Source organism: Acidovorax sp. Root219 (assembly GCF_001428665.1).
Classification (GTDB): Bacteria; Pseudomonadota; Gammaproteobacteria; order Burkholderiales; family Burkholderiaceae_C; genus Acidovorax.
On record NZ_LMIJ01000030.1, the window covers coordinates 78,099 to 103,269 of the forward strand.

Here is a 25,171-nt window from a genome sequence, read left to right on the forward strand (position 1 = left end):
CCGTGTTTTCCAGTAGCCACCGCCATCAGCGCCCTGCCGCCACGGCGGCGGAGCCTGCCCGCAGCTGCCACCAGCCCTCCAGGCTGTAGACGACCAATGCGGCCCAGATAAGCACGAAGCCTGCCAGCCGAGACGGCTGCAGGGGTTCATGGAACAGCCAGACGCCCAGCGCGAACTGCAGGCTGGGCGAGATGTACTGCAGGATGCCCAGCGTGGCCAGCGGCAGGCGGCGCGCACCGGCAGCGAACAGCAGCAGCGGAATGGCCGTGAGCGGCCCCGCCAGCGCCAGCCAGCCGACGGCGGCGGCATCGCCCTGCACCAGCACGCCCTGCCCCTGCCAGGCCCACCAGGCCATCGCGCCAAAAGCCAGGGGCGCGAGCATCAGCGTCTCCAGCGTCAGGCCTTCGAGCGCGCCCAACGGGGCCAGCTTGCGCAGCAGGCCATAGACACCAAAAGTGAGCGCCAACACCAGCGCAATCCACGGCAACCGGCCGGTCTGCACCGTGAGCCACAGCACGCCGGCAGCCGCCACGGCCAGCGCCAGCCACTGCCCGCGCCGGGGCCGCTCGTGCAAAAAGAAGAAACCCATGGCCACGTTCACCAGCGGCAGGATGAAGTAGCCCAGGCTGGCGTCCACCACATGCTGGTTCTGCACCGCCCACACATAGGTCAGCCAGTTGGACGAGAGCAGCAGCGCCGACAGCCCGAAGGCCAGCACCACCCGGGGCTGGCGCAGCAGGGCCGGCAGCCAGGCCCACTGCCGGCGCACGCCCAGCACCACCAGCAGGAACAGGAGCGCCCAGGCGGTGCGGTGCACCACCACTTCGAGCGCCGGCACATCGGCCACCTGGCGAAAGTACAGGGGCAAGAGGCCCCAGGCGACATAAGCCAGGCTGGCGTAGAGGATTCCGGTGTTCATGGGTCCATCAAGGCATCGGCACACGGCGCATCGCCAGGTGCACATGAAAAAAATCCCTGCAAGGCACGGGGCACTGCAGGGATGCGGGGCAGGAGCCAGGGCGCCTGCCGGGGAATCTGCCAGGGGTCAGACGTTGAACAGGAAGTTCAGCACGTCGCCGTCCTTGACGACATATTCCTTGCCTTCGGCGCGCATCTTGCCCGCGTCCTTGGCACCCTGCTCGCCCTTGAGGGCGATGTAGTCGTCGAAGGCGATGGTCTGCGCGCGGATGAAGCCGCGCTCAAAGTCGCCGTGGATCACGCCGGCCGCCTGGGGCGCCGTGTCGCCGATGTGGATGGTCCAGGCGCGCACTTCCTTCACGCCGGCGGTGAAGTAGGTCTGCAGGCCCAGCAGCTTGAAGGCGCCGCGGATCAGGCGGGCCAGGCCTGGCTCAGTCTGGCCCATCTCGGCCAGGAACATGTCGCGGTCCTCGTCGCCCATCTCGGCCATCTCGGCTTCCATCTTGGCGCAGATGGCGACCACGGGGGCGTTCTGGCTGGCGGCGTATTCCTTGAGGCGGTCGAGGAAGGGGTTGTTCTCGAAGCCGTCCTCGCTCACGTTGCCCACGAACATCGCGGGCTTGGCCGTGATCAGGCACAGGGACTTGAGCAGGGGTTGCTCTTCCTTGGTGATATCGACCGAGCGGGCGGGCTTGCCTTCGTTGAGCGCGGCCTGGATGCGCGTGAGCAGCGTCACCAGCTTGGCGGCGTCCTTGTCGTTGCCCGACTTGGCGGCCTTGCTGTAGCGGTTCAGGGCCTTGTCCACGGTGCCCATGTCGGCCAGGCACAGCTCGGTCTGGATGACCTCGATGTCCGAGATCGGGTCGACGCGGCCGGCCACGTGGATGACGTTGTCATCCTCGAAGCAGCGCACCACGTTGACGATGGCATCGGTCTCGCGGATGTGGGCCAGGAACTGGTTACCGAGGCCTTCGCCCTGGCTGGCACCCGCCACCAGGCCAGCGATGTCCACGAACTCGACGATGGCCGGCACGATGCGCTCGGGCGAAATGATCTGGGCCAGCTGGGCCAGGCGCGGATCGGGCACCTCGACCACGCCCACGTTGGGTTCGATGGTGCAGAACGGGTAGTTCTCGGCGGCGATGCCGGCCTTGGTCAGCGCGTTGAAGAGGGTGGACTTGCCGACGTTGGGCAGGCCCACGATGCCGCATTGGAGGCTCATGGCAGGGCTTTCTGGAATTCGGGAGACAAACCCCGATTTTACGGGGCTGCCGCGCACCCTACCCGCAGCACCCCGGACAAGCCCTCAATCGAAGCGCAGATCGGCCGCCACGCGCTGGCCCACGCGCAGCACCTGGCCCGCGCCCTGGCGCACGATGGCATTCATGCCAAAGGTGATGGCGCCATGGAGGCGCTTGTCCTGGCGGTAGGCGCGCAGGGTGTCGCCCACCGCTGGCGTGCTCTCGGCCGTGGCCGGGTCGATGTCGGGGATGGGGCAGCGCGCGCAGGGCTTGACGGGCACGAGCTGCAGCTCGCCGCCCTCGGCGTCGATGCGGATCTGGTCCACGCGGTCTTCGTCGTGCGCCTCCACCCCGGCGAGCACCACGTTGGGGCGAAAACGCTCGATGCCCACGGGCGCGTGGCCGGCGGCGGCCAGGCGCTCGTTGAGGCTGTCCATCGACGCCTCGCTGGCCACCAGCACCGGGAAGCCGTCGGCGAACTGGTTCGGCGCCTCCACGCCACCGGTCCAGTCCATGCTCGACAGGCGTTTCACTTCGGGGTCGAAGCGCACCAGGCGGCAGGGGGTGCCCAGGAAATCGGTGAACCACTGGGCGGCCACGGCGCCCATGTCCCAGGCGGGCACGGTGTCTCGCCATACCGTCACGGTCATGGGCTCCTCCACCACGTCGATGCCCACATGCAGGGCCAGCATGCCGGGGGCGCGCAGCACCATCTCCTCGGTCTTGAGCTGGGGGCGGATCAGCGCCATGCGCGGCAGCTCGCGCTGGGTGATGAACTGGCCCTCGGGGTCGACCACCATCCAGGCGCGGTCCAGGTCCAGCCCGGTCTCGGTGAGCAGGGCCTCGCGCACCTCGATGCCGGCGCAGGACTTGATGGGGTAGACAAACAGACGGGCGATGGTGCCCGACAGGTCGGATTCGGTGCTGAAGCTCACGCGGCGGCGCTCCTGGAAAAGAACGGACAGGGAAAGGCCCCAATTCTGCACTGCCCCTGCAGGCAACGGAGCCGCTCCTACAATGGGCCGCATGGCGCAAACCTTTGATATCTGTATTCGCGGCGCGGGCATCGTGGGCCGCACCCTGGCCCTGCTGCTGGCGCGCGAGCGGCTGCGGGTGGCCCTGGTGGCCAGCCCAGTCCCCGCAGCAGGTGCCACCTCGGACGTGCGGGCCTACGCCCTGAACAGTGCTTCGCGCACCCTGCTGGAGGGCCTGCGCAGTTGGCCCGACGCAACACATGCCACGGCGGTCACGAGCATGCAGGTGGCGGGCGACCAGGGCGGCGCCGTGCGCTTCGATGCCCAGGCCCAGGGGGTGGACGCCCTGGCCTGGATCGTGGACGTGCCGGCCCTGGAGACCCGTCTGGCCGAGGCCGTGCGCTACCAGCCCCAGGTCGAGACGCTCAGCGAGCCGGTGGAGGCCGCGCTGACCGTGGTCTGCGAAGGCCGCGCCAGCCAGACACGCGCCGAGTTTGGGGTGGAATTCGAGGTCACCCCCTATGAACAGCACGCCATTGCCACGCGCCTGACCTGCGAGCTGCCGCACGGCCAGGTGGCGCGCCAGTGGTTTTTGCCCGACGGCATCCTGGCCTTTTTGCCCCTGGGCGGGCCCGAAGGGAACTCCGTGGCGGTCGTGTGGTCTGTTCAGAAGGAACAGGTGCCGGGTTTGCTGGCGCTGGCCCCCGAGGAATTCACAGAGCGGCTGGAAGCGGCGAGCCAGCGGGCACTGGGCAGCCTGCAACTGGCGGGCGAGCGCGCCTCCTGGCCGCTGCAGCAGGCCCGGGCCGACCGCTGGTGCGGTGCCCTGGCGCCCAAGGGCAAGCAGCAGCGCAGCTTTGTGCTGGCCGGCGATGCCGCGCACAACGTGCACCCGCTGGCGGGCCAGGGGCTGAACCTGGGGCTGGCCGATGCCCAGGCACTGGCCGGGCTGCTGCACGGACGGGACTACTGGCGCAGCGTGGCCGACACCAAGTTGCTGCGCCGCTATGAAAGGGAACGCAAGGCCGCGCTGCTGCCCATGGGGCTGGCCACCGACGGGCTGCAGCAGCTGTTCGCCCGCCAGGATGGACCCTGGCAGGCGCTGCGCAACTGGGGCATGAAGGGCTTCGAGCGCAGCGGACCGATCAAGAATTTCGTGGCCCGCCAGGCCATGGGCATCCACTGACCCACTTACCGGCAACCAGGGGCTGCGCCCATGTGCAAGCCCGCCAGACCCAATTGAAGCGAGCGAGAACACCATGAAACTGATTTCCACCGTGCTGGCAGGCGCCGCGCTGGCCTTGCTGGGCCTGTCGGCCATGGCCCAGGAAGCGGCCATCCGCAAGGCCCTGGCCGAGCGCATTCCGCAGATGAAGCAGATCGACGAGATCAGCCCCACGGCCATGCAGGGGCTGTACGAGGTGCGCATCGGCACCGACGTGTTCTACACCGATGCCAAGGGCAACTACCTGATCCAGGGCGAGCTGATCGACACCAAGGCGCGCCGCAACCTGACGGAAGACCGCATCGCCAAGATCACGGCCGTGGACTTTTCGGCCCTGCCGATCAAGGACGCCTTCACCATCGTGCGCGGCGACGGCAAGCGCAAGGTGGCGGTGTTCGAGGACCCCAACTGCGGCTACTGCAAACGCTTCGAGCGCGACATGCAGAAGGTGGACAACGTGACGGTGTACCTGTTCCTGTACCCCATCCTGAGCCCCGACTCGGCCGAAAAATCGCGCAACATCTGGTGCTCCAAGGACAAGGTCGCCGCCTGGCAGGACATGATGGTGCGCGACAAGCCCCCCGCGGCCGCCAGCTGCGACACGAACGCGCTGCAGCGCAACCTGGCGTTCGGCAAGAAGCACAAGATCACCGGCACACCGACTTTGATCTTTGCCGATGGCATCCGCGTGCCGGGCGCCATCGGCGCGCAGGACGTGGAAAAGCGGCTGGCAGAAGCCGCCGCCGACACGCCCACCACGAACTGACAGACATCCGCGGGTCCGGTGCCCCGAGGTGCCAGGCCCCACGCCACGCAAAGCACCGCCCATGGCCACCCAGCGCACCGACGACACCCACCCCGCCCCCGTTCACTACCGCGTCGAGCCCGCCGACCTCAACGCCCACCTGTTCTCGGTCACCCTCACGGTGGCAGCACCGGCCGAGCAGCAGGAGCTATCGCTGCCGGTCTGGATACCGGGCAGCTACCTGGTGCGCGAATTTTCCAAGAATCTGCAGCAGCTGGGGGCCCGCCAGGGCCGGCGCAGCGTGCCGCTGACCCAACTGGAAAAGAACCGCTGGCAGGTGGAGTGCCGCCCTGGCCAGGCACTGGTGCTGACCTACCAGGTCTGCGCTTACGACAACTCGGTGCGCACCGCGTGGCTGGATGCCGCGCGCGGCTTTTTCAACGGCACCAGCCTGTGCCTGCGCGTGCACGGCCAGGAGGACGGCGCGCACACGCTGGAGGTGGCCAGCACCGCCGCCACCGCGCACTGGTCCGTCGCCACGGGGCTGGCGGCGCGCGCCACCGACAAGGCGGGTTTCGGCACCTATGCCGCCGCGCACTACGACGAACTGGTGGACTGCCCGGTGGAGATGGGCACCTTCTGGAGCGGGCGTTTCACGGCCGGGGGCGTTGCACACCGTTTCGTCGTCGCGGGCGCCGCGCCCTCGTTCGATGGCAAGCGCCTGCTGGCCGATACGCAGAAGATCTGCGAGACGGCCATGGCCTTCTGGCATGGCGACAAGGGCAAGGCCCCGTTCAAGAGCTACCTGTTCATGCTCAACGCCGTGGGCGACAGCTACGGCGGGCTGGAGCACATCAACTCCACCGCACTGATCTGCGGGCGGCGCGACCTGCCGCGCCAGGGCGAAGCGCGCGCAGGCGACGGCTACACCACGCTGCTGGGCCTGATCAGCCACGAGTATTTCCACACCTGGAACGTCAAGCGCCTGCGCCCGGCCGAGCTCACCCGCTACGACTACGGCCGCGAGAACTACACAGAGCTGCTGTGGTTCTTCGAAGGCTTCACCAGCTACTACGACGACCTGCTGCTGCGCCGCGCCGGCCTGATCGACGACGCCACCTACCTCAAGCTGATCACCAAGACCGTCAACCAGGTGCTGCAGACCCCCGGGCGCCACGTGCAGACGGTGGCCCAGGCCAGCTTCGATGCCTGGGTCAAGTACTACCGCCAGGACGAGAACACCGCCAACGGCACGGTGAGCTACTACACCAAGGGCTCGCTGGTGGGCCTGTGCCTGGACCTGGCCCTGCGCCGCGACGGCAAGACCACGCTGGACGAGGTGATGCGCGCGCTGTGGAAACACTGCAAAGGCGGCCCGATGGCGGAGGCCGACCTGCGCGCGGTGCTGCAGAAACTGGGGCACCGTTCGTTCGACAGCGAGATCGACGCATGGGTGCACAGCACCGCCGAGCTGCCGCTGGCCGAACTGCTGGCGGCCCACGGGGTGCTGCTCAAGGCCGAGCGGCCGCAACTGGCGCAGCGCCTGGGCATGCGCGTGGCCGAGAACCACAGCGTGCAGGTCAAGACCGTGCTGCGCGGCGGTGCCGCCGAGAAGGCCGGGCTTGCCGCCGGCGACGAGTGGCTGGGCGTGCTGGTGGATGGGCAGGGCTGGCGCGTGCAGAAGCTCGACGATGTGGCCTTCTATGCGGGCAGCGAGCACAAGCTGGTGGCCGTGGTGGCGCGCGATGGCCGGCTGCTGCAGCTGCCGCTGACCTTGCCGCCCGATGCCGCCGACCGCAAGGGCGCCCCGCCCGACACCATCAGCCTGGGGGTGACCAACAGTGCCGCCGTGGGCCGCTGGCTGGGTTGATGCCAGGCCCCCATCCACGCAAAGCCTTCTTCGCTTGGGTATAGTCGTCCGGCCGAGACAGTCCCCCCTATAACTACCCAAGGAGATCCGATTCCATGGCCTACGAAACCATTGAAGTGCGAACCGAAGCCGAGAAGGTCGGCATCGTCACGCTCAACCGCCCCAAGCAGCTCAACGCCCTCAACGACCAGTTGATGGACGAGCTGGGCCAGGCCCTCAAAGCCTTCGATGCCGACGAGAAGATCGGCTGCGTCATCGTCACCGGCAGCGAGCGCGCGTTCGCTGCGGGCGCCGACATCGGCGCCATGGCCAAGTACAGCTTTGCCGACACCTACAAGGGCGACTACATCACGCGCAACTGGGAGACCATCCGCTCCATCCGCAAGCCCGTGATCGCCGCGGTGAGCGGCTTTGCCCTGGGCGGCGGCTGCGAGCTGGCGATGATGTGCGACTTCATCATCGCCGCCGACAACGCCAAGTTCGGCCAGCCCGAGATCAAGCTCGGCGTGATCCCCGGTGCCGGTGGCACGCAGCGCCTGCCGCGCGCGGTGGGCAAGTCCAAGGCCATGGACATGGCCCTCACGGGCCGCATGATGGACGCCACCGAAGCCGAGCGCGCCGGGCTGGTGAGCCGCGTCGTACCCTACGACAAGCTGGCCGACGAAGCCCTGGGCGCTGCCCTCGTCATCGCGGGCTTCTCGCAGATCGCCGTGATGGCCGCCAAGGAGTCGGTGAACCGCGCCTTCGAAGGCAGCCTGTCGGACGGCGTGATGTTCGAGCGCCGCCTGTTCCACGCCCTGTTCTCCACCCAGGACCAGAAGGAAGGCATGGACGCTTTCGTGAACAAACGCGCCGCGAACTTTACACACCAATAATTTTTGTTCTATAATTTCTGTCTGCGGTGGTATAGCTCAGTTGGTTAGAGCGCAGCATTCATAATGCTGATGTCGGTGGTTCAAGTCCACCTACCACCACCACATCCAAAAACCCGCTGCGCCCTGGCGCTGCGGGTTTTTTCTTGGGCCAGCGTTGTTTCGGCGCATGGTGTGCACGGTAAGGGCTTGTTCCAAAACGCCTTTGCCAGTGCACCGGCCGGTAAAATCGCCTTCCCCACCTTGCTTCACAGCCTCTGGATACACACCATGAACCGCTGCACCCCTGCCCTGACTTCCCAAGCCCGCAAAGGCCGATCCCCGCTGCGCGCCCTGGCCGCCGCCGGTCTTGCCGCGCTGCTGTGCGCCGCCGCCCCGGTCAAGGCCCAGCAGGTGCCCGGCGGCATGGGCGAGATGCGCAACTTCCCCGATGCCTCGCTGCGCGGCAACCTGACCGTGCTGGCCGGATCCGAGGCCAAGCTCAATGGCAACACCATCCGCATGGCGCCGGGCATGCGCCTGTTCACCCCGCAGAACACGCTGGTGATGCTGCACACCGTGCAGGGCCAGACCTTCAAGGTCAACTACCTGATCGAGAACAGCACGGGCATGCTGCTGTCCGCCTGGATCCTGACCCAGGGCGAGGCGGCCCAGCCACGCAAAGGTCCTGGGGACACGATCCAGTTCAACTTCCGCACCGACTCGGACCCGGTCAAGAAGTAAGCCCGGTCCCGGTGGGCCGCGCGCGCGCCCACCCCCCCACCCAGAGCGGCCGCCCCACGCGTGCCGCCGCATCCCCATTCGGACACGAGAATTGACTGCCATGGCCAAAAAAGTCTTCATCAAAACCTTCGGCTGCCAGATGAACGAGTACGACTCGGACAAGATGGCCGACGTGCTGCACGCCGCACAGGGCTACGAGCCCACGCAGAACGTGGACGAGGCCGACCTGATCCTGTTCAACACCTGCTCGGTGCGCGAGAAGGCGCAGGAGAAGGTGTTCAGCGACCTGGGCCGCATCAAGCACCTGAAGGCGCGCGGCGTGAAGATCGGCGTGGGCGGCTGCGTGGCCAGCCAGGAGGGCGCCGAGATCATCAAGCGCGCGCCCTACGTCGATGTGGTGTTCGGCCCCCAGACCCTGCACCGCCTGCCCGAGCTGCTGAACCAGCGCGAGCGCCTGGACCGCCCGCAGGTGGACATCAGCTTCCCCGAGATCGAGAAGTTCGACCACCTGCCCCCGGCGCGGGTCGAGGGCGCGAGTGCCTTCGTCTCCATCATGGAAGGCTGCAGCAAGTACTGCAGCTACTGCGTGGTGCCCTACACGCGTGGCGAGGAGGTCAGCCGCCCGTTCGACGACGTGCTGGTGGAAGTGGCGGGCCTGGCCGACCAGGGCGTGAAAGAGATCACCCTGCTGGGCCAGAACGTGAACGCCTACCTGGGCAAGATGGGCGGCACGGCCGAGATCGCCGACTTCGCGCTGCTGCTGGAGTACGTGTCCGAGATCCCCGGCATCGAGCGCATCCGCTACACCACCAGCCACCCCAACGAGTTCACGCCGCGCCTGATCGCGGCCTACGCCAGCATCCCCAAGCTGGCCAACCACCTGCACCTGCCGGTGCAGCACGGCAGCGACCGCATCCTGATGGCGATGAAGCGCGGCTACACGGCCATGGAATACAAGAGCACGGTGCGCAAGCTGCGCGCCATCCGCCCCGACCTGGCCATGAGCAGCGATTTCATCGTCGGCTTCCCCGGCGAGACCGAGGAAGACTTCGGCAAGATGATGAAGCTGATCGACGACGTCCACTTTGACAACAGCTTCAGCTTCATCTTCAGCCCGCGCCCCGGCACGCCCGCCGCCGGCCTGCACGACGACACGCCGCACGAGGTGAAGCTGCGCCGCCTGCAGCACCTGCAGTCGGTGATCAACGCCAACATCAAGTCCATCAGCGAAAGCCGCGTGGGCTCGGTGCAGCGCATTCTGGTGGAAGGCGCCTCCAAGCGCGACGCCACCGAGCTCATGGGCCGCACCGAGTGCAACCGCGTGGTCAACTTCGTGGGCCAGCCGCGCCTGGTCGGCCAGATGGTGGACGTGACCATCACCGAGGCCAAGGCCTACACCCTGCGCGGCGAGGTGGTGGTGCAAGAAACAGCCACGGCCTGAGCTGCGGCCCATCCCACTCTCCATGGCCGAATCGAGTGCTTCACGCGTGAGTGAACCGGGCAGGAACCGCCTTCATGGCCTGTCGTTCCAGCAGCTGCTGCTGCTGGCCTTTTTGCTGATCGCCGGCCTGCTGGGCGCGAGCTCGCTGGGTGCGCTGTACTCGCTGGAGCTGCTCATGGTGCAAAGCCGCGAGGGTGCCGTGCAGGCCACGCGCCTGAGTGCCGCTGCGCAGGCCCTGGGCCAGCGCGGCCAGACCATGGAGCGGGCCGCGCGGCAGTCGCTGGTGCTGGGCGACGCGCAGTTGCGCCGGGGCTTTGACGATATCGCACGCGACGCCCAGCAGACCCTGCAGCAGTTGCAGGACGGCGGCCTGCCGGCCAGGCACGTGGCCCAGTGGCGCGCCCACCTGGCCACGGTGCAGTCGCTGATGGCGGCACCGGCCGCCGTGTCGCTGGAGAACGAGCGCGCCGCAGCGGAGGAGTTCGCCTCGCTCGACACGCTGCACAACGCCATCGTGCAATCGGTGCAGGAGCTCAACGCCGAACGCAACAGCGCCTTGCAGGCCAAGGTCGACGCCAGCCGCCGCGAGGTCACGCACCAGGTGGTGGGTGTGATCGTGCTGGCGCTGGTGCTGGCGCTGTCCTTCGGCATCTGGCTGGCGCGGCCGTTCAAGCGGCTAGAAGGCGCCATCCGCCTCTTGGGCGAGAACGACCTGGAGCAGCCCATCCAGATCAATGGCCCGGCCGACGTGCGCCGCGTGGGCCTGCAGCTCGAATGGCTGCGCCTGCGCCTCTTGGAACTCGACTCGGACAAGGCGCGCTTTTTGCGCCACGTATCGCACGAGCTCAAGACCCCGCTGGCCTCCATGCGCGAGGGCGTGGCCCTGCTGCAGGACGGCGTGACTGGCGAGCTCAACCCCGAGCAGCAGGAGGTGGCGCAGATCCTGCACCACAACACGATCGTGCTGCAAAACGAGATCGAGGCGCTGCTGCGCTTCAACGCCGCCGCCTTCGAGGCCAGGCAACTGCACCGGCGCGAGACCGACCTGATCGCGCTGCTGGAGGCGCAGGTCGAATCCCAGCGCCTGCAGTGGCAGGCCCGCAGCCTGCGCGTGGTGGTACAGGGCTCGCCGGTGTCGCTGGCCATTGACGGCGACAAGATCGCCTCGGCCATCGGCAACCTGCTGTCCAACGCCATCCGCTTCTCGCCCAAGCAGGGCACGGTGCGCCTGGCAGTGTCCCGGGAGCCGGGCCGGGTGCGCATCGACGTCATCGACCAGGGCCCTGGCGTGGCCCCCTCCGACCGGCCCCATGTCTTCGAACCCTTCTACCGCGGCGCCCGCCAGCCCGAAGATGCCGTGCGCGGCACCGGGGTAGGCCTGTCCATCGTTCAGGAATACATCGGCGCCCATGGCGGCCGGGTGGAACTGGTGGAAGATGGCGACCATTCCTTTTTTCGCATCGAATTGCCCCATGCCTCCTAGCCTGTCATCCACCCGTGCTGCGCGCCGCCACATCGGCGCACTGGTACTGGCGCCCACAGCGCTGCTGGCCGCTTGCATCAGCCCCCCGCCTGCAGGCACGCCGCCTGCCCCCGTGGCGGTGGTGGTGCCAGCCCCCCTGCCCGTGGCACCGCCCCCCGCCGAGCCCCCCCGGGAAACCGCGCCGCAGGCCAGCGCGCCTGCGCCCGAATCTGCCCAGCTCACCCAGGCGCTGGCCTATGCCGACCGCGTGCAGCGCATGCCGCCTGCCGAGCTGACCCGTGAAATCGCCCGCCTGGGTGAGGCCGAAGACACGCTGGCCGCCAGCCCCCTGCACCTGGCGCTGGCCCTGGCCCAGACCCGCCAGCCCGTGGACACGGCACGCGCCCTGGCGCAGGTGCAGCGCCTGCTGGGCCACAACGACACCGCCACGCAGCCCCTGCAACCCCTGGCGCGCCTGCTGGAAGCACGGCTGCTGCAGCAGCGCCGGCTGGAAGAGCAACTGGAGCGGCAGGCACAGCAATTGCGCGATGCCCAGCGCCGCAACGACCAGCTCAACGAACGGTTGGAGGCCGTGCGTGCCATCGAGCGCAGCATGACCGCCCGGCCACCCGCCCCCGCAGCCAGCGAGGTCCGCTGAAACCATGCCGCCCACCAGCAAGCCCGCCAGCGGCCGACAACGCATCCTGGTCGTCGATGACGATGCCGACATGCTGCGCCTGCTCTCGCTGCGCCTGAAGGCTGCGGACTACGAGGTGATTGCCGTGGGCTCTGCCGAAGCGGCACTGGCCCAGCTCGAAATGGCCCGGCCCCAGTTGGTGCTCAGCGACGTGCGGCTGCCGGGCAAGGATGGCCTGGCCCTGTTCGACGAAGTGCGCGAGCGCCACCCCTCGCTGCCCGTGATCCTGCTGACCGCGCACGGCACCATCCCCGACGCGGTGGAGGCCACCTCGCGCGGCGTTTTCACCTACCTGACCAAGCCCTACGACGGCAAGGACCTGCTCGAGAAGATTGGCCAGGCCCTGGCGCTGAGCGCCCCTGTCGTGGCCCAGGCGCATGCCAACGAGGCCTGGCGCGCCGAGATCGTGAGCCGCTCGAACCGCATGACCGAGCTGCTGGCCGAGGCCTACATGGTGGCCCAGTCGGACGCCAGCGTGCTGCTGCTGGGCGACAGCGGCGCCGGCAAGGAACTGCTGGCCCAGGCCATCCACCGCGCCAGCCCGCGCGCGGCCAAGCCCTTCGTGGCGGTCAACTGCGGCGCCATCCCCGAGGCGCTGCTCGAGTCCGAGCTGTTCGGCCACGTCAAGGGCGCCTTCACCGACGCCACCAGCAACCACAAGGGCCTGTTCCAGGCCGCCGAGGGCGGCACCCTGCTGCTCGACGAGATCGGCGACATGCCGCCCGCGCTGCAGGTCAAGCTGCTGCGCGTGCTGCAGGAGCGCGCTGTGCGGCCCGTGGGGTCGAGCCAGTCCACGCCCATCGACGTGCGCATCATCTCGGCCACCCACCGCGACCTGGAGGCCGCCATGGCCACGGCCCAGTTCCGCGAGGACCTGTACTACCGCCTCAACGTGGTGACGCTGGCGCTGCCCACGCTGGCCGAGCGGCGCGAGGACATTGCCCTGCTGGCCAACCACTTCCTGGACCGGCTGGCGCGCAAGTACGACAAGCGCCTTTCGGGCTTCGCACCCGAGGCCCTCAAGGCCCTGACCACGGCGGCCTGGCCCGGCAATGTGCGCCAGCTGTTCAACGTGGTGGAGCAGGTGTGCGCCCTGTCCACCACGCCGCTGGTGCCGCTGACCCTGGTGCAGCGCGCGCTGCGCATTCCCTCGGCCCCGGTGCTGAGCTTTGCCGACGCTCGCCAGCGCTTCGAGCGCGAGTACCTGGTGGGCCTGCTCAAGATGACCGATGGCAACGTGGCCGACGCTGCGCGCCTGGCCCAGCGCAACCGCACGGAGTTCTACCGGCTGCTGCAAAAGCATGCGCTGACCCCCGGCCATTTCAAGAGCGACGCCAGCCCGGACGAGGGCCTGGGAGATGACGTCGCCGATGAGCGACAGGAATAAGTCCTTGATTTCAAAGGGATTGGCGATGCACAGCCAGCCCCCTGTCGCCATTCGGCGACAAAAACCGGCCTTTTGAGGCCGTTTTGCGGCATTGCACATCTGCTTACAGGCCAACCAGCGCCTAAGCTGTTGATCTACAAGCGCTTTTTCGAGCTGGCACAGGGTTTGCCCTATATGCCGGCATGGATGCTGTATTTCCTTCTTTTTCACGCCCCCTGCGCCGCAGTGCTGCTGCCGCAGTGGCGCTGTCTGCCCTGCTGGCGGCCAGCGCCGCGCAGGCACAGGCGTTCGATTTCGAGAGCCTGACGAAGCTCGCGCGTGAGCGCGCCGACAAGCCTTTCAACGCAGGCAGCGACAAGCTGCCCGCAGACCTGGCCCAGCTCAATTACGACCAGGTGCGCGACATCCGCTACAAGCCCGAGCGTGCCCTGTGGCGCGCCGAGAAGCTGCCCTTCGAGGCCATGTTCTTCCACCTGGGCCTGTACCAGACCCAGCCGGTGCGCATCCATGAGGTGATGCCTTCGGGCACGCGCGACATCAGCTACAGCCGCGCCGACTTCGACTACGGCAAGAACACCGTGCAGCCCCAGGCCTGGGGTGACCTCGGTTTTGCGGGCTTTCGCCTGCACAACCACCTCAATTCGCCCGAGTACAAGGACGAGCTGGCGGTGTTCCAGGGCGCGAGCTATTTCCGCGCACTCGGTGCGGGCCAGCAGTACGGCCTGTCGGCGCGCGGCTTGGCGATCGACACCGTGGGCGGCACGGGCGAGGAGTTTCCGCGCTTCACCGACTTCTGGCTGGTCAAGCCCGGGCCCCAAGGCAAGCAAGTCACGGTATTCGCGCTGCTCGACTCGCCCCGCGCCACGGGTGCCTACCGCTTCGACATCACGCCCGGGCCACAGACGCTGACCACCGTGCGCGCCCGGGTCTTCGTGCGCGGCAACGCCGCCAAGCCCATCGGCACGCTGGGCGTGGCGCCGCTGACCAGCATGTTCTTCTTCGGCGAAAACCAGCCGCGCAAGCAGGACTTTCGCCCCGAGGTGCACGACTCCGACGGCCTGATGGTCGCCACGGGCGAAGGCGAATGGCTGTGGCGCCCGCTGCAGAACCCGGGCAGCACGCTGGTGACCTCGTTCACCACCACCAACCCCAAGGGCTTCGGCCTGATGCAGCGCGACCGCCAGTGGGCCAGCTACGAGGACGTGGAAGCCCGCTACGAACGCCGCCCCAGCGCCTGGGTGCGCCCCTTGCACGACTGGGGCTCGGGCCGGGTGGAGCTGGTGCAGAACAACACGCCCGACGAAACGCACGACAACATCGTCGCCTATTGGGTGCCGGCCAAGCTGCCCGCCCCGGGCACGCCGCTGGAGTTCTCGTACGAGCTCGGCTGGCAGGGCGATGAACAGCAGCGCCCGCCGGGAAGCTGGGTCACGCAGTCTCGTCGCGGCATGGGCTTTACCCAGCAAAGCGCGCAGGAGCTGCGCCAGCAGGTGCAGTACGTGGTCGATTTCACCGGCCCGGCGCTGGCCGCCCTGCCCGCCGATGCGGCCGTCAAGGCCGTGGTCACCGCCGACGCCAACGGCAAGGTTCTCGAAAACGCGGCCTACCGCAACCCCGCCACCGGGCAGTGGCGCATGACCGTGCGCGTACAGCGCCAGCAGGCCGATCGCCCGATCGAGCTTCGCGCCTTCCTTCAACACGACAACCACGCTGTGAGCGAAACATGGACGCACATCATTCTTCCCGAGTAAGCCCGTCAGAGCCCCTCGCCTCTGAAGACCGTGGTGCCCCTCGCACGCAGCGCAGCACGCTGCGCGAGGAGCGCCACCCCAACTCCGTCACCGCGCCGCCGCTCAACCGCGGCTCCATGGTGCCGCTGCCCTGGCGCGGCTTCTGGAACAGCATAGGCACCGCGCTGCTGCTGCGCCTGACCGGCCGCCCCGGCAGCGCTCCACCGGCCACCCCGGCCGGCATGCAGCACGAGGCCTGGCAGGGCGCCGCCCAGCGCCGCCGCTGGACCTTTGCGCTGCTCACGGTGCTCAGCACCACACTGGCCACCACCCTGTTCGCCGGCGTGCAGCCCGATTACGACAGCGCCTGGCTGGGCTATGGCCAGATGGCGCTGTTCGCGCTGCTCTCGGCCTGGGTGGTCACCGGCTTCATGACCGGCATGATGGGTTTCTGGGTCATGCTGCGCGGTGACCGCCATGCGCTTTCGGCGAAGAGCGTGGCATCCGCCCAGCTCTCGCCCGAGGCGCGCACGGCCATCATCATGCCGATCTGCAACGAGGACGTGGCCACGGTGTTCGCCGGCCTGCGCGCCACCTGCGAGTCGGTCGCGGCCACGGGCCACGGCGCCACCTTCGACGTGTTCGTGCTGTCCGACAGCTACGACAAGGACATCGCCCGGGCCGAGCATGCCGCCTGGGAAGACCTGCGCAGCGCCCTGGCCGAGCACGGCCAGCAGCCCCAGGTGCAGGTGTACTACCGCCTGCGCACGCGCCGCAGCCACCGCAAGGCCGGCAACGTGGCCGACTTCTGCCGCCGCTGGGGCAAGGACTACCGCTACATGGTGGTGCTCGATGCCGACAGCGTGATGAGCGGCGACTGCATCGTCTCGATGGCCAAGCTGATGGAAGCCAACCCCAGCGCCGGCATCATCCAGACCGCGACGCAGGCCATCGGCCACGTCACGCTGCACGCCCGCGCGCAGCAGTTCGCCTCGCGCGTCACCGGCCGCCTGTTCACCCTGGGCATGCAGTACTGGCAACTGGGCGAGTCGCACTACTGGGGCCACAACGCCATCATCCGCATGGAGCCGTTCATGCAGCACTGCGCGCTGGCCCCCATCGCAGGCAAGGGCGGCCTGTCGGGCGGCATCATGTCGCACGACTTCGTCGAAGCCGCGCTGATGCGCCGCGCCGGCTACCACGTGTGGCTGGTGTCCGACCTGATCGGCAGCTACGAGCAGCAACCGCCGGACCTGCTGGCCGAGCTGCAGCGTGACCGCCGCTGGTGCCAGGGCAACCTGCAGAACGCCCGCCTGATGGCCGAGCCCGGCATCCATGCCGTGCACCGCTCGATGTTCGTGACCGGCGCCATGGCCTACCTGTCGGCACCGCTGTGGCTGGCCTTCCTGACGCTGGGCACGGCCCTGTGGCTGTCGGGTGCGCCCGTGGTGGCCAACTGGCACATCCTGCCGGCCGAGTTGCTGGGCCTGTGGGGCTGGACGGTGTCCATGCTGTTCCTGCCGCGCATCCTGGGCGTGACCGCCGTGTTCATGCGCAAGGAGCAGTCGCAGTACGGTGGTGGCTGGAGCCTCGTCAAGAGCGCCGTGGTCGAGAGCGTGCTGGCCATTTTGCAGGCGCCCGTGCGCATGCTGGCCCACTCGCTGTTCGTGCTGCTGGCCATCACCGGCCTGGAACTGCAATGGAAGTCGCCACCCCGCGAAGCCAATGCCGTGCCCTGGGGCCAGGCCACGCGCCAGCTCGCACCGATGACCGCCGTGATCGCCCTCTTGGCCCTGGGCGTGGCCTTCGTCGATGGCAGCGCCCTGCTGTGGCTGATGCCCGTAGGCTTGCCGCTGGCGCTGGCCATTCCACTGGCAGTGCTGACCAGCCAGATCGCCCTGGGCAAGGCGATGCGTGCGCAGCGCCTGCTGCTGATCCCCGAGGAGTCGTGGTCGCCGCCCGTGCTGCGCCGCGCCTGGCTGCATGCCAGCCGCCTGGCACGGCCGGCGCTGCGGGCCGCATGATGAAAGCGTGACATTTGCCACACAAACACGAAGCCGGTGCATGCATCGGCTTTTTGTCGTTTGCTACCTATTCAATAGCATCCAATTCCTGCTGGAAATGGGTTGCAGCACAACCCCGGCTGCGCCACTCACCCAAACAGGCGCTGGACTCGCCACGGCACTCCCTTACGATACGCACGCTTCGCCACCGCCTGCGCGCCGCGCTCCGGTTGCCCCGATTCTTGCCCTTCTGTGGAACACCATCGATGCCATCGCCTCTTGCCCCCCACGCCGCCACGCGGCGCTTCTTCCACGCCAGCGCCCTGGCATTGGCCCTCGCGGCCGCAGGCTGCGCTGCGCCCCCCGTCCAGGTGGCAGAGCCCTCGGCGCCTGCACCCCAGGCAGCCCCCGAACCCCAGCCGCCTGCCGAACCGCCAGGCCGCATCATCTTTGCCGGCTTTGCGATGCACTCGCAGTCCAAGGCCTTCCGCAACGACGTGCTGCTGGCCGAAAAGCTGGTCAGCGGGATCGACCCCAATGCCCTGATGCTCAAGCTGGCCAACCCGGCCAAGGACCAGAGCGCCGACTGGCCCCAGGCCACGGCCGAGAATTTCGCGCTGGTGATGGCCAAGATGGCCGAGGTGGCGCGCCCGCGTGACCGCGTGCTGCTGCTGATCTCCACCCACGCCAACCCCGGACTGCTCAGCGTCAACGTGGGCGGAAAGAACCAGCAACCCATCACGCCCAGGATCCTGAGCGACGCCCTGGCGCCCCTGGGCAAGGTGCCCACGCTGGTGGTGCTGTCGGCGTGCTACAGCGGCTCGTTCATCGAGCCCCTGAAGGCACCGAACCGCGTGGTGCTGACCGCGACCGATGTGCGCAGCACCTCGTTCAAGTGCCAGTACGAGGGCAACCACACGCCCTTCGCCGAAGCCCTGTTCGGCCAGGCTGGCGCCGAGGGCCTGTCGGTGACCGACTGGATGGGCGAAGCGAAAAAAGCCATCGCCGCACAGGAAAAGCGCCGCAAACTGCCGGCCTCCAAGCCGCAGGCCTTCGTTGGCGAAGAGGCCAAGGCCTGGGCCGGCCAGCCCCTGAAGGACTGGCTGCTGGCGCCCTGAGGACCCGCCACGATCCTTGCGCCGCGCACTGCCCGGCGCGCCCCTCTGCCTTTGACACCCCCGATACGCCATGCTGACTGACCGCACTGCCGCCCCCCAAGCCACGCCCCTGTCCGGCCCGCTGCTGGACGCCTACCTGGACCAGGCCGAAGCGCTGGTCGAAGGCGAGGAGGATGAGGAGGAAGAGACCCCGCAGCAGGAGGGCGCGGCCGCACAGGCGCAGCGCACCGAGGCGCTGGCGCGGATGCTGGGCCAGCAGGTGCTGCAGCCGGCCTCGCTGGAGGTGCTGTACCGCATCCATTCCCTCTGGATGCAGGCGGGCCAGCCCGCCATGGCGCTACAGGCCATCGACACCCATGCCGCTGCACTGCTGCAGGACCTGCCACCCGCCGAGCGGCACGACGCACAGGTCGGTACCGGTTTTTCGCGTACCCAGGCCTTGCGCTCCCTGCCGGACCAGGTGCCACTGCTGCACCAGGCCCTCGAAGGCATGGCCCAGTTGCTGGCACAGCCGCCCCTGCAGCACCAGTCGGACGATGCCTGGGAGCACCTTGCCGGCCAGGCCGAACGCAGCCAGCACTACGGCGTGTGGCGCCGCAGCGTGCAGGCGCGCCACGCGCTGCAGGTGGTGCAGCCGGGGCGGGCGGCCTTTCGCGCCTGGGACGATGCCGTGCTGGCCACGCGCATGGCCGAAGCCTGGGCGGCCGAAGGCGATGCCGCGCAGGCGCAGCAACTGGTACAGCAGGCCATGGACCACCTGCGCCATGCAGTGGACGGACAGGACGTGGACCACAACGACTGGCTCAAGCTGGGCGAGCGGCTGGTGGTGCTGGACCCGTCCAGCATCGACACCATCGCGCAGCAGGTTCCGCTGCGCATGCCGGCCGACCTGTCGCGCCCCCGGCAGCGCGACGTCTCGGTGCGCCGCGCACGCCTGCATGCCAAGGCGCTGCACCGGCAGGGTCAACTCGACGCAGCCATCGCCCAGGGGCTGCAAGGCCGCTTCGGCCTGACCGATGACCAGGACGACAGCTTCAGCGCCCTGGTGCTCGACTGGCTGGTGCAAGCCGGCCGCCTGGATGCTGCAGCCCGGCTGGCGTACGAGTGCATCAGCAGCGAGCGCCCCACCTCCGCCGGGCATGCCTGCAGGGTGGCGCTGGCCCAGCTGGCAGAGCACGGCACGGCGGGCCGGCCATTGGACATCTACTGGCACCTGGCCCTGGCGTCTGCGGCCACCATCGATGGTACCGAGTGGGCCGCCCACCCGCAGGAACCGCAGGCCTTTGCGCAGCACCACCTGCAGGAGGCCTGCAAGATGGACCCCGCCCACCCGGCCATCGCCGCGCAGCAGGGCCTCAAGCGGTTTGAAGACGGTGACCACGCAGGCGCCCTGCCCCTGCTGGAATCCGCCGTGCGCGAGCCCTTCATGGCCGCACCCGACGTGCTGCAGGCGCTGTGGGTCTGCCGCGCCAAAGTGCATGGCATCGCCAAGGCGCTGCAGCGGCCCTTCCCCGCTTCACCGGCAGCGGGCTGGTGCTACAACATCGGCGTGTGGCTCGATTTCAGCTTCCAGGAGGCCTGCGGCATCGACGATGGCGACTGGCCCGAGCGCGACGTGGACGCCCTCAAGGCGCGCTACTACGAGGCGGCCGTGGTGCACTTCGATGGCTTCTTCGCCACGGGCGAAGGCTGGTTCCGCGATGCCGATGTGCACGTCTATTCCATGCTGTGCAACAACCTGGGCATCTACTACCGCTGGGCACTCAAGGACTATGACAAGGCCATCGACCTGCACCACAAGGGCCTGGCCACCAGCCCCTTTGCCGAGCACCACAACGGGCTCATGTCCTGCTACGAGGCGGCCGAGCGCAAAACCGAGTTCATTGCCGCCGCCGACAGGTTGTGGCACTACGCGCTGGACCACGGCTACGGACGCCACGACCCCACGGAATACTTCAAGGGCGTGTGCCACGCGCTGTACGGGCTGGACCGCGACAACGAGATCGCCATCTGGCTGCAGCGCCTGGACGAATGGTGGGCCGGCCTGGACCAGGAGGACCAAGCCGAGAACGAAGAGGACTACCTCTCCACGCTGCTGGTGATGCTGCGCGACCTGGCCTGGTCGCAGCCCGCCGACGCGCTGGCGCGGCTGGAGCGGGACATGCCCCGCACCCTGGCCAGCCCCCTGCCCGGCATGCGGCGCGTGGCAGGCAACGTGCTGGAGTACGCCGGCCAGCATGAGCGGGCCATGGCGTTGTACCAGGAGTCACTCAAGAGGGTGCGCCCCGGTGAACCGGACGATCAGGAGCAGGCCGGGTACGCGCGCGAGAACATGGACCGCTGCAAAAAGACCATGCGCGCGAAGAACCCTTGGTGGAAGGTCTGGTAGTGGCCATGGGTGCTTTGCCGGCACGCAGCATGTACGGTGCGCGCGACGTGGTCAACGCGCCGGCCATCCGCAGCGCCATCGAGCGCCGCAGCCGCGCGCGCAACGACCCCGAGGAGGTGCGCGCCTGGCTGGCCAACCACTTCTACCGCCATGTGGTGGGCAACCTGCAGGCGAGCGCCCCCGTGGTGCAGGCCGTCACGCAGCGCGAGCAGGCGCAGGCCCTGCTCAAACCGGCAGCTGTACCGCCTTGGGCACTGGCCCGTCTGGTGGAGGCCTCGCCACGGCACACGGCTGCTCCCACCACGGCGCTGTGGTGGGTCGATCCCGAGGCCGAGGCCGTGCTGGCGCTGGAGTCGCGGCTGGTGGAATTCCTGCTGTCGCGCGAAGGCACTGCGCTGCAGGGCAAGCTGCAGCGTGTGACGGCCCCCCAGGCGCTGGCGCAGTGGGACGAGGAGCATGCAGCCTACGAGGCCAAGGCCGCAGCCGGCTGGCGCGAGCACGCGCCCGATGCGGTGGCCCCGGTGTGGCAGGGTGAGCAGGGGCATTTTGTCGAGTTCCGCCCGGACAGCACGCACCTGCGTGCAGAGATGGCCTACGAGAGCCAGATGATGCGCCACTGCCTGGGCCAGTTCGCCAACCGCCGCAGCCTCGGTGGCGGCTATGGCGAGCACTACGCCAGCGCTTGCGAAGGGGGCCGGCTGCGCCTGTTCTCCTACCGCACGGCAGGCAACCTGCCGCACATCACCATCAGCGCGCACGTGCGCGAAGGTGGCCGCCTGGCCATCGACCAGATCAAGGGCAAACAGAACCGCCCGCCCATCGAGCGCTACCAGGGCGAGGTGCTGGCGCTGCTCAACCAGCTCGACACCTGCGGGGATGCACCGCCCGACGCGCTGCAGATGGGCATCGTGCACACCTCCCAGGGCTGGTGCGCCGTGCGCGACGTGGCGCTGGAGGCCGACCAGCTGCGCCTCATCCAGAGCCGCCCGGCGCTGGTGCGCGAGCTGCCCGCGCCCTCGGTGCTGGTGCAGTGGCTGGTGGCCGCGCGCGATCCGGCGCTGCTGCGTGGCCTGCCCCTGGCCGCGTCGGTGGCGGCGGCACTGCCCGCGGCACCGGAAGGCACGGAGCGCATGCCATGATCGCCTGGCTGGTCTTCGCGCTGGGATTCTGCCTTCTGGCATGGCTGGCCTGGCGGTTGCTGCTGTGGGTGCTGGGGCCGTTTCTGCGCTGGTACGGGCGCCCCCGCCTGCGCCGGCAGTACGTGCTGGACGCGCACTGGAGCTGGACCCTGGCGCTGGCCGACCCCATGGCCTTCGCGCGCATCCAGGGCGGCTTTGCCGATGCGCGCATGCCCTTGCTGTCCGAGCCGCTGCAGCAATCCCTGCGCCCGGCCCTGCTGCACCTGCTGGGCATGCGCAGCGACATGGCGGACGATCAGGTCCGCAAGGTCCTGCCCGGTCAGTTGCGCGAGGGCTGGTTCCGCATGGGCCTGGACGCCCTGCGCCCCGACGATGTCCCGCGCGATGCCATGGCGCTGGCCTGCGCCCGCGTGGCCTTTGCCACGCGCACGGCCGCGCTGCTGGGCTGGCTGGACGAGGCCACGCAGTGGCAGATCCTGCACCACAACGCGCAGCGCGCGGCCGACTGCTTTCAGGGCTGGCAGGATTTCGGCACCGCCTGCGCGCGCGGCCGCCGCCAATGGGTGGCCCATTCGCGCGCCGACAGCCTCGGAGTGGCGTTCACCGAAGACGACGTGGCGCAATGGGTGGCCAACCGGGACCACCCCTGGCACTGGCTGCCCTGGCCATTGCCGCCACCGTCATTGAAAAAGCCCTGAAGAGCGCGGCCTGCGCTCATTCAGGGCTGTGGGTGATCGAAGGCCCGGCTCAGAACGGCATCTTGGGCATGCCACCGCCGCCCAGGCCCTTCATGCCGCCCATCTTCTTCATCATCTTCATCAGGCCGCCGCCCTTCATCTTCTTCATCATGTCCTGCATCTGCTCGAATTCCTTGAGCAGGCGGTTCACCTCCTGGACATGCACGCCCGCGCCGCCGGCGATGCGCTTCTTGCGCGTGGCCTTGATCAGCTCGGGCTTGCGGCGCTCCAGCGGCGTCATGCTCTGGATGATGCCTTCCTTGCGCTTGATGTCCTTCTCGGCCTTGTCCATGTCCACGGCGCCAGCCTTGGCGGTGAACTGGGCGGGCAGCTTGTCCATGAGGCTGGACAGCCCGCCCATCTGCTTCATCTGCTGAAGCTGCGACAAAAAGTCGTTGAGGTCGAATCCATCCCCGCTCTTGACCTTGGCAGCGAGCTTTTGCGCGGCCTCGATGTCCACGCCGGCCGTGACCTGCTCCACCAGGGCCACGATGTCGCCCATGCCCAGGATGCGGCCGGCATGGCGCTCGGCGTCGAAGACCTCCAGGCCGTCGAGCTTTTCGGAGACACCGGCGAACTTGATCGGCGCGCCGGTGATCTGGCGCACCGACAGCGCGGCACCGCCGCGCGAGTCGCCGTCGAGCTTGGTCAGCACGATGCCGGTGAGCGGCAGCGCCTCCTTGAAGGCTTTGGCCGTGTTGATCGCGTCCTGGCCCTGCATGGCATCGACCACGAACAGTGTTTCAACCGGGTTCAGCGCAGCGTGCAGGTCCTTGATTTCCTTCATCAGCACTTCGTCGATGGCCAGGCGGCCGGCCGTGTCGACCAGCAGCACGTCGAAGTAGTGCTTCTTGGCATAGTCGAGTGCGGCCAGGCCGATATCCAGCGGCTTCTGGTCGGGCGTGCTCGGGAACCACTCGGCGCCGGCCTGCTTCGTCACCGTCTTGAGCTGCTCGATGGCGGCGGGGCGGTAGACGTCGCCCGAGACGGTGAGCACCTTCTTCTTGCGCTTTTCGATCAGGTGCTTGGCCAGCTTGGCCGTGGTGGTGGTCTTGCCTGCGCCCTGCAGGCCTGCCATCAGGATCACGGCGGGTGGCTGGGCGGCCAAGTTGATGTCGGAAATGCCCTCGCCCATGGTGGCGGCGAGTTCGCGGTTGACGATGGAGACCAGGGTCTGGCCCGGCTTGAGCGAGCCCAGCACTTCCTGGCCCAGGGCCTTTTCCTTGACGCGGGCAATGAAATCACGCACGACGGGCAGGGCCACGTCGGCCTCGAGCAGGGCCATGCGCACCTCGCGCAGCATGTCCTGCACATTGGATTCGGTGATGCGGGCCTGGCCGCGCATCTCCTTGACGAGGCGCGTGAGTTTGTCGGTGAGGGCGGAGGCCATAGGGATTGTTCCGGGTTTGCGCGCGGGCAAGCGGCGTGCGCGCCAGGGGGTACTGGCGATGGGGCGAAAGGCTACTAAACTCTGAGGCATGATTTTACCCAGTGCTTCTCCCATGGGTTGGCTGCTCGCGCTTGCCGCAGCGGCAGCCTATGCCATGCCCGCAGCCGCGGCGTCGCGCCTGGGGGCGGCGGGCATGCGCAACGCCCTGCTGGTCGCATGGTTGCTGCATGGGGCCACCCTGGTGCTGGGGCTGTGGAGCGAGGCTCCGCGCTTCGGCTTCGCACCGGCGCTGTCGATGACGGCCTGGCTGGTGCTGACGGTGTACGCGGTCGAAAAGCAGCTGTTTCCGCAGATGCAGGCGCGCTGGGTGCTGGCGGCGCTGGGCGCGGCGGCCATCGTGCTGGCCCTGGTGTTCCCGGGCCAGCCACTGCATGTGTCGGCCTCGGCCTGGCTACCGCTGCACCTGGCCCTGGGCATCGCCTGCTATGGCCTCTTCGGCGCTGCGGTGGTGCATGCCTGGCTGATGACGCGGGCCGAGCGCCATATCCGCCAGGCCGAAGACCCGCACAGCGGCATTCCGCTGCTCACGCTGGAGCGCCTGACCTTCCGCTTCGTGACCGCCGGCTTCGTGCTGCTCACCGCCACGCTGCTGGCCGGCTGGCTTTTTGGCGATGCGCTCTATGGCCGCGCCTGGCGCTGGGACCACAAGGCGATTTTCTCGCTGATGGCCTGGATCACGTTTGCCACGCTGTTGCTGGGCCGTGCACGCTTTGGCTGGCGCGGCCGCACTGCCGTGGGCGTGCTCTATGCCGGTGCGGGGCTGCTGCTGCTGGCCTATGTGGGCTCGCGTTTCGTGCTCGAAGTCATCCTGGGCCGCAGCGCATGAAGTACCTCGTTCTGCTGGTGGTGCTGGTGGTGGCCATCGGCATCTGGCGCAGCAACCGCGCCACACCCAAGCCCCCCCAGCCCGTCAAGGCCCGCCCCCCGGCGCTGCCCCAGGACATGCTGGCCTGCGCGCACTGCGGCGTGCATGTGCCGCGTGCCGACGCGCATATCCAGGGCAACCTTGCCTACTGCAGCCTGGAGCACCAGCGCCTTGGCAAGCCCTGA

21 protein-coding genes and 1 tRNA gene are annotated in these 25,171 nt (G+C 68.5%); 18 read left to right on the forward strand and 4 right to left on the reverse strand.

Annotation, left to right across the window (positions count from 1 at the left end; all coding sequences use genetic code 11):
• Positions 1 to 25: 25 nt before the first annotated feature.
• The 3 genes from rarD to ASE28_RS25650 form a co-directional block, all read right to left on the reverse strand.
• The gene (gene rarD, locus ASE28_RS25640) at positions 26 to 919 is read right to left on the reverse strand and encodes an EamA family transporter RarD (RefSeq protein ID WP_057269023.1); all 894 of its coding nucleotides are present in this window, start codon (positions 917 to 919) and stop codon (positions 26 to 28) included.
• 126 nt (positions 920 to 1,045) lie between these two features.
• Positions 1,046 to 2,140, reverse strand: a complete 1,095-nt coding sequence (gene ychF, locus ASE28_RS25645) for a redox-regulated ATPase YchF (protein ID WP_057201733.1) — start codon at positions 2,138 to 2,140, stop codon at positions 1,046 to 1,048.
• 84 nt (positions 2,141 to 2,224) lie between these two features.
• Complete coding sequence (locus ASE28_RS25650) at positions 2,225 to 3,094, reverse strand: MOSC domain-containing protein (protein WP_057269024.1); 870 nt, start codon at positions 3,092 to 3,094, stop codon at positions 2,225 to 2,227.
• Positions 3,095 to 3,185: 91 nt separating this feature from the next.
• On the opposite strand from ASE28_RS25650, the gene ASE28_RS25655 reads away from it, so the two are divergent.
• From ASE28_RS25655 to ASE28_RS25730, 16 genes are all read left to right on the forward strand, one after another.
• On the forward strand, positions 3,186 to 4,319 hold the full coding sequence (locus ASE28_RS25655; RefSeq protein ID WP_057269179.1) for an FAD-dependent monooxygenase: 1,134 nt from the start codon (positions 3,186 to 3,188) through the stop codon (positions 4,317 to 4,319).
• 73 nt (positions 4,320 to 4,392) lie between these two features.
• On the forward strand, positions 4,393 to 5,124 hold the full coding sequence (locus ASE28_RS25660) for a DsbC family protein (protein ID WP_057269025.1): 732 nt from the start codon (positions 4,393 to 4,395) through the stop codon (positions 5,122 to 5,124).
• 61 nt (positions 5,125 to 5,185) lie between these two features.
• Positions 5,186 to 6,973 (forward strand): M61 family metallopeptidase, encoded by a 1,788-nt coding sequence (locus tag ASE28_RS25665; protein ID WP_057269026.1) that lies wholly within the window; start codon positions 5,186 to 5,188, stop codon positions 6,971 to 6,973.
• A gap of 95 nt (positions 6,974 to 7,068) precedes the next feature.
• Complete coding sequence (locus ASE28_RS25670; RefSeq protein ID WP_057269027.1) at positions 7,069 to 7,848, forward strand: enoyl-CoA hydratase; 780 nt, start codon at positions 7,069 to 7,071, stop codon at positions 7,846 to 7,848.
• Positions 7,849 to 7,873: 25 nt separating this feature from the next.
• A tRNA-Met gene (locus ASE28_RS25675) sits at positions 7,874 to 7,950 on the forward strand.
• Positions 7,951 to 8,115: 165 nt separating this feature from the next.
• A complete protein-coding gene (locus ASE28_RS25680) occupies positions 8,116 to 8,568 on the forward strand; it encodes a hypothetical protein (RefSeq protein WP_057269028.1) in 453 nt (150 codons plus the stop codon).
• 100 nt (positions 8,569 to 8,668) lie between these two features.
• Positions 8,669 to 10,009 carry a tRNA (N6-isopentenyl adenosine(37)-C2)-methylthiotransferase MiaB gene (gene miaB, locus ASE28_RS25685; protein WP_057269029.1) on the forward strand — a complete coding sequence of 447 codons (1,341 nt, stop codon included), beginning with the start codon at positions 8,669 to 8,671 and terminating at the stop codon, positions 10,007 to 10,009.
• A 22-nt stretch (positions 10,010 to 10,031) separates the two neighbouring features.
• The gene (locus ASE28_RS25690) at positions 10,032 to 11,492 is read left to right on the forward strand and encodes a sensor histidine kinase KdpD (RefSeq protein WP_057269030.1); all 1,461 of its coding nucleotides are present in this window, start codon (positions 10,032 to 10,034) and stop codon (positions 11,490 to 11,492) included.
• The gene (locus ASE28_RS25695) at positions 11,482 to 12,129 is read left to right on the forward strand and encodes a hypothetical protein (RefSeq protein ID WP_057201725.1); all 648 of its coding nucleotides are present in this window, start codon (positions 11,482 to 11,484) and stop codon (positions 12,127 to 12,129) included. Before ASE28_RS25690 ends, ASE28_RS25695 begins: the two co-directional genes overlap by 11 nt.
• A gap of 4 nt (positions 12,130 to 12,133) precedes the next feature.
• Positions 12,134 to 13,555: a sigma 54-interacting transcriptional regulator gene (locus ASE28_RS25700; RefSeq protein ID WP_057269031.1), complete on the forward strand. Its 1,422-nt coding sequence runs from the start codon at positions 12,134 to 12,136 to the stop codon at positions 13,553 to 13,555.
• A 182-nt stretch (positions 13,556 to 13,737) separates the two neighbouring features.
• Positions 13,738 to 15,306 carry a glucan biosynthesis protein G gene (locus ASE28_RS25705; protein WP_235516218.1) on the forward strand — a complete coding sequence of 523 codons (1,569 nt, stop codon included), beginning with the start codon at positions 13,738 to 13,740 and terminating at the stop codon, positions 15,304 to 15,306.
• Positions 15,279 to 17,309: a glucans biosynthesis glucosyltransferase MdoH gene (mdoH, locus tag ASE28_RS25710; RefSeq protein WP_057269032.1), complete on the forward strand. Its 2,031-nt coding sequence runs from the start codon at positions 15,279 to 15,281 to the stop codon at positions 17,307 to 17,309. The genes ASE28_RS25705 and mdoH overlap by 28 nt, the downstream gene beginning before the upstream one ends.
• A gap of 245 nt (positions 17,310 to 17,554) precedes the next feature.
• A complete protein-coding gene (locus ASE28_RS25715) occupies positions 17,555 to 18,406 on the forward strand; it encodes a C13 family peptidase (protein WP_057269033.1) in 852 nt (283 codons plus the stop codon).
• A 70-nt stretch (positions 18,407 to 18,476) separates the two neighbouring features.
• The gene (locus ASE28_RS25720; RefSeq protein ID WP_057269034.1) at positions 18,477 to 20,795 is read left to right on the forward strand and encodes a hypothetical protein; all 2,319 of its coding nucleotides are present in this window, start codon (positions 18,477 to 18,479) and stop codon (positions 20,793 to 20,795) included.
• A 5-nt stretch (positions 20,796 to 20,800) separates the two neighbouring features.
• The gene (locus ASE28_RS25725; RefSeq protein ID WP_057269181.1) at positions 20,801 to 21,934 is read left to right on the forward strand and encodes a hypothetical protein; all 1,134 of its coding nucleotides are present in this window, start codon (positions 20,801 to 20,803) and stop codon (positions 21,932 to 21,934) included.
• Positions 21,931 to 22,632: a DUF1266 domain-containing protein gene (locus ASE28_RS25730; protein ID WP_057269035.1), complete on the forward strand. Its 702-nt coding sequence runs from the start codon at positions 21,931 to 21,933 to the stop codon at positions 22,630 to 22,632. Before ASE28_RS25725 ends, ASE28_RS25730 begins: the two co-directional genes overlap by 4 nt.
• Before the next feature lie 49 nt (positions 22,633 to 22,681).
• On the opposite strand, the gene ffh is transcribed toward ASE28_RS25730, so the two are convergent.
• Positions 22,682 to 24,061 carry a signal recognition particle protein gene (gene ffh, locus ASE28_RS25735; protein ID WP_057201719.1) on the reverse strand — a complete coding sequence of 460 codons (1,380 nt, stop codon included), beginning with the start codon at positions 24,059 to 24,061 and terminating at the stop codon, positions 22,682 to 22,684.
• 88 nt (positions 24,062 to 24,149) lie between these two features.
• Here ffh and ASE28_RS25740 point away from each other — a divergent pair, with 88 nt between their 5' ends.
• On the forward strand, positions 24,150 to 24,947 hold the full coding sequence (locus ASE28_RS25740; RefSeq protein WP_057201718.1) for an inner membrane protein YpjD: 798 nt from the start codon (positions 24,150 to 24,152) through the stop codon (positions 24,945 to 24,947).
• Entirely contained in the window at positions 24,944 to 25,171 is a 228-nt protein-coding gene (locus ASE28_RS25745) for a PP0621 family protein (RefSeq protein ID WP_057269036.1), read from the forward strand. The genes ASE28_RS25740 and ASE28_RS25745 overlap by 4 nt, the downstream gene beginning before the upstream one ends.